11 protein-coding genes are annotated in these 14,095 nt (G+C 37.7%); all 11 read right to left on the bottom strand.

The window, feature by feature from the left end; all coding sequences use genetic code 11:
* Nucleotides 1-144: 144 nt before the first annotated feature.
* Nucleotides 145-1,215 carry a peptide chain release factor 1 gene (gene prfA / locus NSA47_RS10695; RefSeq protein WP_257531828.1) on the bottom strand — a complete coding sequence of 357 codons (1,071 nt, stop codon included), beginning with the start codon at nucleotides 1,213-1,215 and terminating at the stop codon, nucleotides 145-147.
* A 267-nt stretch (nucleotides 1,216-1,482) separates the two neighbouring features.
* Nucleotides 1,483-2,361, bottom strand: a complete 879-nt coding sequence (prmC, locus tag NSA47_RS10700) for a peptide chain release factor N(5)-glutamine methyltransferase (protein WP_257531831.1) — start codon at nucleotides 2,359-2,361, stop codon at nucleotides 1,483-1,485.
* A gap of 80 nt (nucleotides 2,362-2,441) precedes the next feature.
* A complete protein-coding gene (gene rpmE, locus NSA47_RS10705; RefSeq protein ID WP_257531833.1) occupies nucleotides 2,442-2,651 on the bottom strand; it encodes a 50S ribosomal protein L31 in 210 nt (69 codons plus the stop codon).
* Between the two features lie 455 nt (nucleotides 2,652-3,106).
* On the bottom strand, nucleotides 3,107-4,510 hold the full coding sequence (gene rho, locus NSA47_RS10710; protein WP_257531835.1) for a transcription termination factor Rho: 1,404 nt from the start codon (nucleotides 4,508-4,510) through the stop codon (nucleotides 3,107-3,109).
* A gap of 334 nt (nucleotides 4,511-4,844) precedes the next feature.
* On the bottom strand, nucleotides 4,845-5,489 hold the full coding sequence (locus NSA47_RS10715; RefSeq protein WP_257531838.1) for a hypothetical protein: 645 nt from the start codon (nucleotides 5,487-5,489) through the stop codon (nucleotides 4,845-4,847).
* Between the two features lie 484 nt (nucleotides 5,490-5,973).
* Nucleotides 5,974-7,581: a CTP synthase gene (gene pyrG / locus NSA47_RS10720; protein ID WP_257531840.1), complete on the bottom strand. Its 1,608-nt coding sequence runs from the start codon at nucleotides 7,579-7,581 to the stop codon at nucleotides 5,974-5,976.
* 191 nt (nucleotides 7,582-7,772) lie between these two features.
* Nucleotides 7,773-8,732 carry an acyl-CoA dehydratase activase gene (locus NSA47_RS10725; RefSeq protein WP_257531842.1) on the bottom strand — a complete coding sequence of 320 codons (960 nt, stop codon included), beginning with the start codon at nucleotides 8,730-8,732 and terminating at the stop codon, nucleotides 7,773-7,775.
* Nucleotides 8,733-8,746: 14 nt separating this feature from the next.
* A complete protein-coding gene (locus NSA47_RS10730; RefSeq protein ID WP_257531844.1) occupies nucleotides 8,747-9,847 on the bottom strand; it encodes an acyl-CoA dehydratase activase-related protein in 1,101 nt (366 codons plus the stop codon).
* 19 nt (nucleotides 9,848-9,866) lie between these two features.
* The gene (locus tag NSA47_RS10735) at nucleotides 9,867-10,841 is read right to left on the bottom strand and encodes an acyl-CoA dehydratase activase-related protein (protein WP_257531848.1); all 975 of its coding nucleotides are present in this window, start codon (nucleotides 10,839-10,841) and stop codon (nucleotides 9,867-9,869) included.
* Nucleotides 10,842-11,065: 224 nt separating this feature from the next.
* On the bottom strand, nucleotides 11,066-11,827 hold the full coding sequence (locus NSA47_RS10740; protein ID WP_257531850.1) for a TVP38/TMEM64 family protein: 762 nt from the start codon (nucleotides 11,825-11,827) through the stop codon (nucleotides 11,066-11,068).
* Nucleotides 11,828-12,007: 180 nt separating this feature from the next.
* Nucleotides 12,008-13,912 (bottom strand): type I glutamate--ammonia ligase, encoded by a 1,905-nt coding sequence (locus NSA47_RS10745; protein ID WP_257531852.1) that lies wholly within the window; start codon nucleotides 13,910-13,912, stop codon nucleotides 12,008-12,010.
* Nucleotides 13,913-14,095: the final 183 nt, after the last annotated feature.

A 14,095-nucleotide genomic window follows, 5' to 3' on the forward strand; every position in this document is an offset into this window, starting at 1 on the left:
TATAACCTCCTTCGCCACGTAAATATGCATCTACAACTTTCTTTTTAAACTCATAACTGTATACAGCCATAAAAATACCGACCTCCAATCGTTAGATTTTTGGTCTAACTTTTGGGGGTCGGTACAAAAAGTGATGTTTTTTGATTAGGATTGGGTTTTTTTCAATTTTTCTGCTTGGTCGGTAGTGGTCAATGCATCTATCATTTCGTCTATTTCTCCATCTAGGAAGGCCTCTAATTTGTGTACGGTAAGACCAATACGATGGTCAGTGATTCTTCCCTGGGGGAAGTTATAGGTACGGATTCTTTCACTTCTATCTCCTGTGCCTACTTGGCTCTTTCTAGATTCTGCGATTTCTTCACTTTGTTTTTCTTGCTCTATTTCTAGTATTCTTGCTTTTAAGATTTTCATGGCTTTATCTTTGTTTTTTAGTTGGGACTTTTCATCCTGGCAAGAAACCACGAGTCCTGTAGGTAGATGGGTAATACGCACTGCAGAGTCAGTGGTGTTAACACTTTGTCCCCCATTGCCTGAGGAACGGAATACATCTACCCGTAAATCATTTTGACTGATTTCCACATCTACATCCTCTGCCTCTGGTAGTACAGCTACTGTAGCCGTAGAGGTATGGATTCTTCCTCCGGATTCTGTAGTAGGAATTCTTTGTACTCTATGCACTCCACTTTCATATTTCAGACGACTATAGGCACCCTTACCCTCTATTAGGAATACAATTTCCTTTATTCCTCCGGTATCGGGAATATTGGAGCTCATGGTTTCTACTTTCCAGCCCTGTCTTTCTGCATAGCGGGTATACATTCTGAGCAAATCTCCTGCAAATAGAGCCGCTTCATTTCCTCCTGCTCCCCCTCGAATTTCTACAATAACATTCTTTTCATCGTTGGGGTCCTTAGGGATGAGAAGGACTTTTAGCTCTTCCTCTATGATTGTTTCTTTTTCTTCTAGTTCTTGTAGTTCTGTTTCTACCATTTCTTTAAAGTCTTTTTCTAGTTTGTCTTTTAGAAGCTCTTTGGCTTCTTCTATTCCTTCTATGACTTGTGTATATTCTTTATATTTGTTGACAATGGGCTCTAGATGAGAATGTTCTTTGACTAGCTCTTTCCATTGATTTTGATCGGCTATGATTTCAGGGTCACTAATTTGTTTACTTAGTTCTTGGTATCTTTCCCCTAGAAATTCTAATTTTTCTAACATTGGGTTTCTTTCCCCCTCCATTAATTACGTTAATCTATCCTGCTTATTACCTTAGGGTCTTCCCCTTCATTTTATGTTTATTTTTATTGATGGTGTTTTCCCTTGACTTTACTTGTCAAACGGCTACATATCCAAAATCCCTTCTCCCTTATGAAAACAATGTTTTGATGATTCCCAATGATTGTCCATGTTTTTACTGTGTCAAAGGTTTGTTGTTATTATACATTTTATGCCTCAAAAGATTATAACATGATTTTATTTTATAGTCTAGGGTTGGAAATGTTTGGCTTCTCCTAACACCACTCTTTTTATCCCAGCTAAATCCTTCTTTATTTCTATTCTCTTAAAATAGTCTTCCTCTTTCATTATCTGTACCACGTCCTCGGCTTGATCGTGGCCTACTTCAAAAATCATTTTCCCCTGGGACGATAAAAATTTCTTCCCCTCTTGGATTAATCTTCTATAGAAATCCAACCCATCCTCTCCTCCGTCTAGAGCCAGATGGGGTTCAAACAACCTTACCTCCCGTTGAAGATGGTTTATTTCCTCCCTGGGGATATAGGGTGGGTTGGAGATAAGCAAATCCACACTCTTTTGTAGTTCTGGACCCAGGGGGCTAAAGATATCCCCTATATAAAAGGTAACCTTTTCCTCTAAGCATAGGTTTCTGGCATTTTCCTGGGCGATTTCAGATGCTTCCTTGGAGATGTCTACGCTATGGACATGACACCCCTGAATAAAATGGGCCAAGGATAGGGTGACGGCTCCACTTCCCGTACCTATATCTACTATGTTTAAGGGTCTGTGCATATTTTGGGCCTCTTCTATAGCCCTTTCCACTAATATTTCTGTATCCGGTCGAGGGATGAGTACAGCAGGAGTCACTTGGAAATTTAGGCCCATAAATTCCTGTTGACCGATAATATATTGAACAGGTTTGCCCTGACTTCTTTCCTTTATTTTTTGTTGATATTGTTTTTCTATAGATTCCTCAATAATCTCTCTTGGCTTGATAATAAAATCAATTCGCTGGCAATTTAATAAATGAGCTAATATAACCTCTGCATCCAGCCTTGCAGTGGCTACCCCATGTTCTTTGAGTAATCTAGTGGCTTTTGCTAATAATTGTTCAATGGTCATACCCATGGCAAAGCTCCTTTCCCTTATAGGATACCCTAGGAATAAAAAAACGAAAGCCGACCATAGGGTCGGCTTAGAATGCTAGATTATTCGCTATCTTTCATACCATATTTTCTCTTAAATCTTTCTACACGTCCACCTGTATCTACAAGTTTTTGGCGTCCAGTAAAGAATGGATGGCATTCAGAACAAATTTCTACTTTTAATTCGTCTTTTACTGAGCCTGTTTCAAAGGTATTTCCACAAGCACATTTTACTATAGCTTTGTTATAATTTGGATGAATTCCTGCTTTCATCGAGTTCACCTCTTTCCTTACCTCAGAATCATATCATTGCAATTATTTAAATGAATTTGCTATGTTTACACTTTTTCTATTATAACAAGATATTATTTCTTTGGCAACTTTTTGATTGGTATTTTTACTATAACATTATTTCCATTTTCTATGCAAGGTTGTTTACTAGATTCTTGGTCTTACTATCGCTGTATTCGTTGATTCCGATTTACTCCTGTTTCGGGGCCAAGAGTTTGTAAGCTTCCTACAGGTCACGTCAAAACTCGCTTTGCTCAAACAGTTGACATGACTAATCTTTCGGTTCGCAAACATTCTCTAAGCCCCTTCACAAAGCAAATCTCCATCAACGAATACAGCTAGTTTATCCGCTATCAATATATATCTATAATCTAATAAACACCTACACCCCTTAGTCAAAATACAAAGAAATTGTCTTCTACTATATATCCATCTTACTAATATTTAAAATCCTTTAAAACATTTTCCATATTACTTAAAAACTCTTCGTTGGTTTTGCTGCGGGAAAGATGTTTGATAATGACTTCTGTTACCTCTCCTACGTTCATATTGTTCATGATATTTCGTATGCCCCATACAGCGCCCAATTGGGTCTGATCAAGAAGAAGATCCTCCCTACGGGTACCTGATCTATTGATTTCAATGGCGGGGAATATTCTCCGTTCGGATAGTTTTCTATCTAGGTGTAGTTCCATATTGCCTGTCCCTTTAAATTCTTCAAAGATGACATCGTCCATTCTACTGCCGGTGTCAATTAGGGCAGTGGCTAAGATGGTCAGACTGCCTCCCTCTTCTATGTTTCGGGCGGCTCCAAAAAATCTTTTGGGTCTATGGAGGGCTCCTGGATCAAGTCCACCTGATAGGGTTCTTCCCGATGGGGGGACCACCATATTGTTTGCTCTAGCCAGTCTAGTGATGCTGTCTAAAAGGATGACCACATCTTTTCCTTGTTCTACCAGTCTTTTGGCCCTCTCCAATACCATGTCAGAAACCTTAATATGATTTTCTGGCAATTCATCAAAGGTAGAATAAATAACATCTCCCTTGATAGACCTCTGCATATCCGTGACTTCTTCAGGACGTTCGTCAATTAAAAGGACTATGAGTTCTATATCTGGATGGTTTTTGGCAATGCTATTGGCAACTTTTTTTAATAAAATGGTTTTTCCTGCTTTAGGAGGGGCGACAATCATTCCTCTTTGTCCCTTGCCGATAGGAGCAATAAAATCTACCAATCTTGTGGAAAGATCGTTGGGGTTATATTCTAATTTAATTCTTTCATTGGGAAAGATGGGGGTAAGATCGTCAAAGGAAGGTCTTCGTACCACAGATTCGGGACGGTCATCATTTACAGCCTCTACAAATAATAAAGCGTTGTACTTCTCCCCATCCTTTGGGGTTCTGATTTTTCCTATGATTTTGTCCCCTGTTCTTAGATTAAATCTTCTGATTTGAGAGGGAGAAACATAAATATCCTTATCTCCTGAAAGATAATTGCTTACTCTTAAAAAGCCGTAACCATCAGGTAAAATTTCTAAAACACCTACTCGGGTCACTGCATCCTCAATAGAATCCTTTAGTTTTGGATATTTAGGTCGGGAATTTTGATGACGATGTTGTTCTTTCTCTTTCTCTTCTTTGGGATTTTCATCTATACTTTTAGCCTTGGTCTCATCCTTTAATGAGCTATCCTCTGGGGACGAGCTTTTTGCTTTCTTATGATCTTCAATCAAATGGATTAATTCATCCTTTTTATATTTGGTAACCGATTTAATTTCCAATGCCTTGGCTATTTCCCGCAGCTCTGCCACAGTTTTTTTTGTTAAATCTATTGATTCCAAATTTCCACCTCCGTGTTTTTACGCTAAAAAGTTTTAAACAATTTAAGTCATTAGGAAAAAGACTATTCATAATATGAAATTTTCCTAGCACAATTGAAAGGCTAGGGAGTATATGTATCTGTGTCTATATAGAGTTTTCTTATATTATTTACTATTATTTACCAAATTGGATTTTTTTAAAAGGAATATAGAGAAAAGTTTAATGATGTAGGAATGTTGACAATGTTCTTTCTAAATATACCACTTGCCTTAGGTTTCGTCAAATGGGAGGAAAGAAAGCTCAAAAAAAATAGAAGGCAGGGGTTTTCCCCTCCCTTCTATCCTCGCGATATATTTAGTTAGGATCCATAGGGTAGCTTTCCCATCGAGAAAACGGGTTTTTCCCTATATATATGCTTTCCCTATTTTTCAAATCTTCCACATCTTTTCGAGTATTGGCGGATACCATGTATGTGTTTCGACAGTTATTACATTTTAGTTCTATTTTATCCGGTAAAAGGTTGACATCTACATCTGACATGCCGCATTCACAGGTCAATCCTTGTTCTTCTGCCAAATCATGTAAAAGGTTTAAGCACTCCATCATGATTTCACCATTCTCAAAGTAATCATCATAACCTAGATCATCTATAATATCCTCTAAATCTTGCTCATATTCATCCACGATTTTCTCTACCCTGTTTTTTTCTCCTAAAAAGCACAACTCTAGGTCATAATCATGGCAAGATAAAATCACCGGCTCTCCCTTTAGAATTTCTCTTAAGGAAATCTGGTAAATATGTTGTGTTGTACACACTGCACAGGGGATACTAATCCAATAGGTTTTATAATTTCTTGTGGTTATATTTATTCCCTTATGCCCACAGGAACAATTTAGCTGCAGGGGCTTTTTCCCAGATAGTTGAAAGAGCGAAAGATGATAGAATTCTATTTTTCCACACTCATCACACCTATGGGCTATTGTAAATTGTGTTTCCAACCCGAAAACACCTCCTTTTAATCACCTCAACTAATATAATATGTTCTAGATAAATAATGAAAATCCTTTGTTATTATTTAAGTTTCTTTATTATTTTTTATGAAATCCATTGCATATTTTTTGAAAATTTTTCGTTTTTTTGTCTTTAAGATTATCAACATTATCCACAAAATTATACTCCACAAACCCTGTGGTTAATTCTTGTGGTTTATCTCTAATCTACCCACAAGATATACAAAAAGTTGTCGAACATACTATCTATTCACAGTTTTATCCACATTATCCACAGTTTTATGTGGAGTTTTCCACACAGTTCCCTATTTTACCCACAATTTTCCAAAAATTTGCTAATAATTTAGACAATTTAGATAAAATAAAGGGGTTTATACCGTCATAAAAAGATTGAACCTGTGGATAAATGATATTTTAGCATGAAAAAGAGGCCGCCCAAGAACATATATTTATATGCCCCTGGGACAGCCCCCTATTTATTCTTGTGATTTAACGTTGCCTTTACAAAATCCCTAAATAATGGATGGGGTCTATTGGGTCTAGACTTGAATTCGGGATGGAATTGACTGGCTACAAACCATGGATGATCTGGCAATTCAATAATTTCCACTAATCTTTCATTGGGCGATAATCCGCTGATGATTAATCCCTTTTCTTTTAAAATGTCTCTATAGTGGTTGCTTACTTCATATCGGTGTCTATGTCTTTCATAAATCACTTCATCTTGATAAGCATCATAGGCCTTTGTATCCTCTGTTAATTTACAAGGATAGGCGCCTAATCTCATGGTGCCACCTTTTTCGTCAATATCCCTTTGTTCGGGCATAATATCTATTACAGAATAGGGTGTTTCTGGATCTAGTTCACTACTGTGGGCATTTTTTAGGTTGCCCACATTTCTTGCAAATTCAATGACGGCTGCTTGTAATCCTAGACAAATGCCTAGATAAGGCACCTTGTTTTCCCGAGCATATTTAACGGCAGAGATTTTTCCCTCTATTCCCCGTTGTCCAAAGCCACCAGGCACTAAAATACCATCTACATCCTTTAATTGTTCATCAACATTGTCTTCATTGAGTTCTTCTGCATGGACCCATTTAATGTCCACTATAGTATTGTTGGCAATACCTCCATGGTTTAGGGATTCCACCACTGAAATATAGGCATCCTTTAATTCTACATATTTCCCCACTAAGGCAATGGTTGTTTTATTTTCTAAATGTTTGGCGCGGTCTACCATGTCTCCCCATTCAGATAGGTCGGGCTTTTGGCAGCCTAGGCCTAATTTTTCACAGGTTAGATTGGCTAGTCCCTCTTTTTCTAAAAGCAAGGGGACTTCATACAAATGACCAGCATCTAAGTTTTGTATAACTGCTCTAGGTTGCACATTACAAAATAGTCCTATCTTCTCTTTTACTTCTTCAGATAATTCCTTTTCGGAACGGCATACAATGATGTCAGGCTGAATCCCTATACTTCTTAATTCCTTTACACTATGTTGGGTGGGTTTGGTCTTTAATTCTCCCGCCTTTTCTAAGTAAGGAATATAGGATACATGAATATATAAAACATTTTCCTGTCCTACATCATATTTAATTTGTCTTATGGCTTCTAAAAAAGGTAAGCTTTCGATATCTCCAATGGTGCCCCCTATTTCAGTAATCACTACATCAGGATTACTGTCCTGGGCTACAATATGCACTCTGTTTTTAATTTCATTGGTAATATGAGGGATAACCTGTACTGTCCCTCCCAGGTATTCGCCCTTTCTTTCCTTAGAAATCACAGACCAGTAGATTTTCCCTGTGGTAACATTATTGTATTTGGTTAAATTCTCATCAATAAAACGTTCATAATGCCCTAAATCTAAGTCAGTCTCAGCACCATCTTCAGTAACAAATACCTCTCCATGCTGATATGGGCTCATGGTACCCGGATCATAGTTTAAGTATGGATCAAACTTTTGAATAGATACCTTTAATCCTCTTGCTTTTAACAATCTTCCCAGGGAGGCAGCTGTAATTCCTTTTCCCAAGGAAGAAACAACTCCACCCGTAACAAAAATATATTTTGTACCCACTTTGTCCCCTCCATTTATTTGTTTATCCTATGATAAATCGTGAAATAATATCTTATTTCTACAATATCCTTTATTGTAACTTTAACTCCAATATTTTATACTTTTCTACATGTGCTGTCAAATGCAAAAGAGAGGAAAAATATAGAGTATATAGAAACTGAGATAGGGAAAAGTTAAAGCTCAAAATTTCTCTAAAGGCTATTGGTCCATTTCCCACAACGATCGCCCCACATGGCAATCACTTGTCCGTCGGCTTCCACTTTGATGACTTCACATTGGTTGGAACAACCGGTACAATCAAAGCTGGAAGGAGTGAATTCCATATCTAGGGATTCAAATCCTCTAAAGGTAGTTTTTTGCTTACTTTGGGTGATGTATTCCTTAGAAAGAAGGGCCGCTCCTAGGGCACCCATGACCTTATGATGCTCAGGCACGGTAATATCTGGGCCTACCTCTCTTTTAAAGGCAGCCACTATCCCCTTATTGGCAGCTACACCTCCCTGGAAAGCAAAGGGCGGTTCTAGTTTTTTCCCCCTACCTAGGTTATTGATATAGTTTCTCACCAGGGCTTGGCACAGTCCATTGATAATCTCCGCCTTGGAAAAACCAAATTGTTGTTTGGCAATCATGTCAGATTCGGCAAATACTGTACATCGCCCTGCAATACGGACATCTTTTTGAGCGGTAAGGGCCATGTCCCCAAATTCTTCAATGGGAATGCCCAATCTTTCAGATTGATGATCCAAAAAGGATCCCGTTCCTGCGGCACATACGGTGTTCATGGCAAAATCCACAACCATTTCATCCTGTAGGATAATAATCTTTGAGTCCTGTCCCCCGATTTCAAAGATAGTTCGTACTCCTGGTACCTCTTGGATGGATGCAACGGCATGGGCAGTGATCTCATTTTTTACAATATCTGCCCCTACCATAACTCCTGCCAGTTGCCTTCCACTGCCTGTGGCTCCCACCCCCAATACTTCCACATTCTCATATTCTTTTTTTAATTCTCCTAATCCTCTTTTTACTGAGGCTATAGGTTGCCCATTGGTTCTTTGGTAATTTTCAAAAATTAAATTTCCTGATAGATCTATGGCAACAACATTGGTACTGACAGAACCTACATCAATGCCAATAAAAATTTTTCCCATAGTTTATTTCCCCCTTATGCTATAACAGCAGTTTTATGTTGATTATTCTTTTTGTTTTTTAATAAATCTACAAAGGCTTCTATACGGGTAAGATTGTTGGCCAGTCCTGTTTGTTCATCTAAGGGAATGGTGAGTACTGGGATATCCAGCTCCTCTGATATCTTAGGCATAATGCCCTGGGAAATGAGTTCTGGCAAACAAGCAAAGGGCATTAAATGAATAATTCCATCAAAACCTTGCTGCTTATAATCCACAATATGACCCATGGTCTGTTTTGCATGGCCCCCTATAGAGATTTCAATCCAAGGTTCACCTTTTTTTAGAATTTCATCTTCATGGGTTTTTTTAAAGGGAATCATATTGTGTTCTACCCACTGGGAAAGATATTGGGATCTTCTCACTTCTACTCCCATATCTCCTAGTACCTTTTCTATTTGCATATTAATGGAAGGTTCCATGACCACATAGATTTCCCCCACTATCCCTATACGGATTTTTTCCTGGGGAGCTACTTCTTGTAGTTCTACCCTATCTAATTGATCATAAAAATATTTTTTAAATTCTTCTAATTGTTCCTTGGTTTCTACTTCATCTAGTTTTCTCTGAATGGCATCCCATATTTTATTACAGGTGCCCTTTGCCTTCTCATAGGCCCTTAGGGTTTGAATGCGCATCTCTAGGCTATCTACCACCTGGAGCATTTGATAGACAAGCCTGACGATTTTATATACCTTAAATATAGAATTTTTACCCTTAATCTTGCGTACATTTTGTATATTGCGTTTAATATTATCCCGCCAACCATCGAAAACAATGAAGTCCACATCATAGCCCAACTGTTTTAGCGTTTGTTGATGGTTTTCTCCATAAAAGCCTGCCCGACAAGGGCCATGTCCTCCACTGGTGACGATGGTATCTGCCCCCATCTTTATGGCTTCAATATAGGAGCCCATAATCACCTTTAGGGGAAAACAAGCAAATTCTGGACTATATTTTACCCCGAGATCTATCGTTCTTTGGGAAGGTCTAGGGGGCATAATGACGTCATGTCCCAATAATTCCAACACTTTTTTATATACAAAGGGAACGCCCATATAGGGAAAGGATATTTTCATGTCACACACTCCTTCTCTGCTAAACTTTTTTTCTTTTTATCATATCCGTAAAGGCCTCTACTCGAGTCTGCAGGTGGTTTTCTCCTGTATGTTCATCAATACGAAGGGTCATAAAGGGGATCTGGGTATCTTGGGACTCTAGTTCAAACATTTTCCCAATCATGGAATCAGGCCCACATCCAAAGGCAGTGACATGGATGATTCCATCCACCTGATTTTTTCTAAATAAATGCTTTCCTGCGCCCAATAGTTTATTAGAAAAGGTCCAAAATAGTGCCTTATCCATTTGCTTTATGGGTCTTTCTATTTCATTTTCTGGTAGCATATCAAAGGTAATCACTTTTATATTTAATTGTTGGAGTTTTTCCATGATGTTCATGGATATGTAGTCATCATAGATATTATATACATAGCCAATTAGGCCTATGGTAATCTCTCCACCCTGATATATGGGTAAATTTTCTTTTTGTACTTTCCCCAGGGCTATATTCATAGCGTCTTGATGAAAGTAACCTTCCTTGGATAATTGCCTAAAGTGGAGCCAGGCTGTTTCTGCCTTTTTTAATGCCTTTTTGATTTCTCCCTTGGTTTTCCCCAAGGGCTCTGCTAAGGGCAGAAAGTTTTCTAGTAGGGCAATGTTGTCATCCTTGGCCACTATGGAAGGCCTTAAAACTTTTTTGGGATTCTCTATGGTATGCCTCACCAAATCAGGTAATCCCATAAATTTTGGACAAAAGAATTTCCTTTTTTCTATAGATACCATTCTAGGTACATAGATATAATCAAGCTCTTTTTCCATTAGATAATAAAAATGCCCCATAAATATTTTAATGGGTACACAGATATCGCTCACCATATTGCGTACCCCTAGATCTAAAATTTTTTTGGTGGTAGGGGGCGAAGTAACTACGTCCACACCTAATTCCTCAAAAAAGTTTTTCCACAAGGGGTAATAATAATAGTAGAGCAGGGATCTTGGGATACCAATTTTCATAGTGTCACGTCCTATTCTTTCTTATGATAAGAGCCACAGCCGATTTTAGAGGAAACAGATAATCGACAACAAAATTTTATGCCAAAATAGTCTCTTGGTATTTTTTATTCAGAAACCGAGTTGCTTCCCCATCTATATTTATATATACTTTCTTCATTTACTTTCATTCTTATTATCCTGTAAATAGATATTTTTTACAATAAGAAAAGGAGGGAATATTTTGATTATTTCCTCCTTTTTCTTGTTCTTTTTTCCATTTTTCTATGAATTGTTTTTCTTCTCTTCTCTATTCTTGCCTTTTGCCTTTCTACATTTCTATAGACAAAGTGTTCAATTTTTTCATTATATTTCATGGACAAATAAATGGTCATTATGGATAGCATTCCTACGGCAATCCAAATAGGCAAGGACAGGGTAAGGGCTCCACTACCCACTAAGGTAGAGACAAACATGCCTGGCAATCGTCCGATAACAACGAGGAACAAAAAAACAGCTATGGGCATGGGAGAAATTCCAGCTAAAAGACATAGGGCATCATCGGGAAAAAAAGGTAAAAAGAACAGAATTAATAATCCCACCGTATATCTTTCGGAGACCATATTGATATATTTATTATAGGATTTTTCTCCTATTAGCCTGATAACCAAGGGTTTTCCAAATAATCTTGCCAGATAAAAGGCAATAACCGATCCTAAAATAATCCCCAAAGCATTCAATAAAAAACCTTTGATCACTCCATATACTGCCCCTGCTGCTAAAGCAGTTATACTTCCAGGGATAGGGGCGATAATGACCTGTATAATCTGTATGAAAATAATCATAATAGGGCCCCAAATACCAAAATTCTGTATATATTCCTTTAATTCATCTACATTTAGTAATATTTCCTTAAGGGAATAAAAGGCTGAGGGGGAGAGAATAAAATATATAATCACTGCTAGTATGCAGAGGATAAGTAGAATGCCTACAATATTTTGTTTCTTCATCTTTTGTACCTACCTCTCCAAAATCATTTTTTAAAATTTGTCTTCTGTACATTCTTTCTATTAATACTACCCTTAATTGATTTCTTTATTATTCACTATTTTACCTTATTTTTTGATTATTTCCATCTTTCTCTCTATAAAATAATAATCCCTAGAAAATATTTTCTAGGGATTATTATTTTATAGGTCTATTAAGTTTCTCTTATATCGAATATATCCTTGTCTTAGTTCTTGAATCTTTTTACTCATTTCTATTTGTAATTCCGAGGCGATTTCATAATCTTCCTCCATAAGGGCTTCTCTAATTCGCCCTAGGAGGGAGGTTTTTTCTAGGGAATTTTTCATGAGCTCATGGCGAAGAGCATTTATTTTTCTCCAGAGGACTTCGTCTAAATCTGTTGCGGTATCTTCTTTATGGAGTTTTTTGCATTCTCTAATAAGGTGGATGTTCTCTATTAATACACGATTGAGAAGCTCTTTTTTCCAAATATCTATGGTACTGGCTTTAACCGAATTTATGGTATTTGGAGTCATCACTTCTCCCCTTAATAGAATTCCTACCCGATCCTTATGTTGATCAAAATAGCTTATATTTTCCCAAGGAGTTGCCGGTGGGGTACCAAAGATAGCATTTCTTTCCTGCTGGCTATAGTATTCAAATACATTTTCTTCACTACGATAGGCTCTATTTTTTTCTAGATAAAATCCTTCCTGTCCTGCTTTTTTAGAAATTTCCCTTTCTAACTCCTTACCCTCTTTCCCGCTCTGGGCCACGGCCATCATTCCATCCAGCATAGCTTGGTAAAGGGCAGCAATGACCAAAAATGTATTGGATAGGGGGTTGGGGGATCTAACTTCAAAGCGTGTGGCTAAGGGGTTTTGCATATCCCTTACCAAGCCTACCAATACCGAGCGGTTTCTGGAAGGATTCTCCACAGTATGACCTAGGGAAGTAACAATACATACAGGAGCTTCAAAACCTGGCTTTAGTCGATTAAAGGCATCTATACTAGAATTAATAAAGGGGTTTACAATTTCATAGTTTCTCAGTATCCCCATTAGGGCACCATAGCCTAGGGTGCTTAAATAATCTTCCTTTAACTCCTTTGGAGCAAAGAGGTTTATTATCCTGCCGCTTTTCAATTTCAGGGCGATACCCACATGGGTGTGTTCTCCGCTGCCCGCTACTCCTTCTATGGGCTTCGCCCTAAAGGTTACTTCTAATCCATGGTGTTGAAATTGGTCCTCTACAATTTGTCTAACAAATATTTCATTATCGGCCGCCTGTAGAGCAGTGCTGTATTTCCAATCAATTTCCAATTGCTCTAGAACATGATTGGACTTTCCATCTACGCCTATTTGACTTCTTACTCCTCCCACTTCCTTGTGCCCCATTTCGGGTTGGAAGCCATATTTCTCAATCTCTATCATGGTTTTTTCTAGGGCAGTACGGACTGTACCTTGGGTGCGTTTCCAATATTGTTCCTTTAGGGTTTGGGAGGTGGTAAGCTTTTCTATGTCTGCCTTATCTTCAGGGGTCTTGACCCAAAACTCTAATTCTGTAGCGGCGGTAAGGGTGATGTCCTCTATATCTTCTATATCTGCTAGTCCTAGGTTTTTTAATAGATGAGGATATTGGGTTAATAATTCTAGAGTGGATTCTTTAAAATATTGGGCTGCTCTTTCTAGAATGGCTCTAGAGTCTACTTTTTTATGTTCATGTACTAGGAAGGATGGAATGATGAGGGTCCCTACGGGCAGACAGTCTTCTTTCTCTATAAAATCATAGTTGTAATCCACAATCCAATTGACGTGGATATCAGGGATAATATCTAGTCGAGCATTATTTAATGTGGCAATTTCCTGGAGCACAACACTGGATCCATCGGTTTGGATACCGTAGGTCAGAAAGTCTTCCATGTCTTCTATGAATAAATGCATGGGTATTTTTTCTGCTGTGGTATTTCCTCCCATGTCTATACCCATTAGGGATACGAATTTTATTTGTGGGTGTTCTTCTAATATTTTTGTTAAGGTAAGTACATCGTGTTCATGGGGGGGAATGACATAAAGTAATTCTTTCATAGGGTTTTCTCCTCTATTATAGTTTAGTTACAAAGTACCTTAAATAAAATATAAGGGTCTTACTTGAAAAAGGAAAGTACACCTATGGTTTATGGAATATTTTATTTAAGATCCATCTTTATTTTACTATTTTGTTCTTATCTCTTTTATATAGATTTTATTTTTTCTTTACTTATAATACTA

The organism is Irregularibacter muris, from assembly GCF_024622505.1.
Lineage (GTDB): Bacteria > Bacillota > Clostridia > Eubacteriales > Garciellaceae > Irregularibacter > Irregularibacter muris.

Bases quoted from the DNA above. Each gene is read 5' to 3' on its own strand.
- rpmE (WP_257531833.1), bottom strand. From the start codon at position 2,651: ATGAAAGCAGGAATTCATCCAAATTATAACAAAGCTATAGTAAAATGT.
- NSA47_RS10735 (WP_257531848.1), bottom strand. From the start codon at position 10,841: ATGAAAATTGGTATCCCAAGATCCCTGCTCTACTATTATTATTACCCC.
- NSA47_RS10745 (WP_257531852.1), bottom strand. From the start codon at position 13,912: ATGAAAGAATTACTTTATGTCATTCCCCCCCATGAACACGATGTACTT.
- NSA47_RS10725 (WP_257531842.1), bottom strand. From the start codon at position 8,732: ATGGGAAAAATTTTTATTGGCATTGATGTAGGTTCTGTCAGTACCAAT.
- NSA47_RS10740 (WP_257531850.1), bottom strand. From the start codon at position 11,827: ATGAAGAAACAAAATATTGTAGGCATTCTACTTATCCTCTGCATACTA.
- NSA47_RS10730 (WP_257531844.1), bottom strand. From the start codon at position 9,847: ATGAAAATATCCTTTCCCTATATGGGCGTTCCCTTTGTATATAAAAAA.
- prmC (WP_257531831.1), bottom strand. From the start codon at position 2,361: ATGGGTATGACCATTGAACAATTATTAGCAAAAGCCACTAGATTACTC.
- prfA (WP_257531828.1), bottom strand. From the start codon at position 1,215: ATGTTAGAAAAATTAGAATTTCTAGGGGAAAGATACCAAGAACTAAGT.